Source organism: Streptomyces sp. ATLC9, assembly GCF_057196705.1.
The window spans coordinates 1-1,122 of sequence record NZ_JBXUOY010000520.1 but is presented as its reverse complement, the minus strand read 5'-3'; the positions used below and the strand labels follow the sequence as shown (position 1 = coordinate 1,122).

General features: G+C 80.2%; 1 pseudogene. It reads right to left on the bottom strand.

From position 1 onward, the window contains the following. Positions 1–1,122 (bottom strand): annotated as a pseudogene (locus tag AC2CJA_RS26795) (hypothetical protein); the annotation flags it as partial.

The window sequence follows — 1,122 nt, the reverse complement described above, 5'->3', positions numbered from 1 at the left end:
GAGCGGGCCCGCTCCAGGCAGGCGCCGGCCCGGGCCTCGGCCTCGGCCGCCTCCTCGGCCAGCTCCCGCAGCCGGGCCTGCCACTTGGCGCGCTCGCGCAGCCGGAAGGCGAGTCCGGCCAGCGCGTCGGCGGAACGGCGTGCCTGCTGGGCTCGCTCCTGCCTCTCCTCGCGTACGCGGGCGGCCTCGGCGGCACTCTCCTCGGCCTCGGTCGCGGCGGCGCGGGTCTCCTCCAGGTGCTGCCGGGCGGCCTCGGCGGCCTCGGCGGCGGCCCGGGCCCCGCCGGCCAGCTCGGCCAGGCGGCCGGGCGGGCAGCCAGTGCGCCAGGAGGCGATCCGGGCGGTCAGGGAGCGGTCGGCGGACAGCCGCGCGGCCAGGGAGCGGATCTCCTCGTCGCGGGCGGCGGCGCGCTCGCGCAGCCGGCGGCGCTCGTCGTCGGCCGCGTGCTCGTCGTGCATGGCCGGGTTGGGCGGCACGAGGAACACGCCCGAGCCGCCCGGGGTTCCGGCGCTCTCCCCGCCGGGGGCGGGGACGGGCGCCAGCAGCGCGGCGGCGGTGCCGACGGCGACGGCCGAGCGGGGCAGCAGGGCTGCGCCCGCCAGGACCTCCCGGGCGCGGACGTGGCTTTCGGGGTCGGTGATGACGACACCGTCGACCAGTTCGGGCCGGGCGGCCAGGACGGCGGCGTGATCGGCCGGGTCCACGGACTGGGCGAGATAGCGCCAGCCGGGCAGGGCGGGGATGCCGTGCTCGCCCAGGTACTCGACGGTGGCCAGGACATCGGGGCCGGGCGGCAGCAGTCCGCCGTCGCCGAGGGCGCCGAGGATGCGTGAGTCGTCGGCGGCGGCCGTGCGCAGGTCGAACAGCTGGCGTTCGGCGGCGGCGACCGAATCCTCCAGCAGCGCGCGCAGGGTCTCGGCGTTGCGGTCCAGCCCCTCGGCGTCCAGCGCGGGGGCTGGACCGGGAACGGAGGATCCGGGCTCCGGGGGAGCCCCCGGCCCCTCTCCGCCGGGCAGTCCCAGCAGCTCGGCCAGGCGCTCCTCGGCGCCCAGGGCCTCGGCGGCGCGCCGCTCGGCGGCGTACGCGCTCCCGGCCGCCTCGGCGGCGTCCGCGGCACGGGCC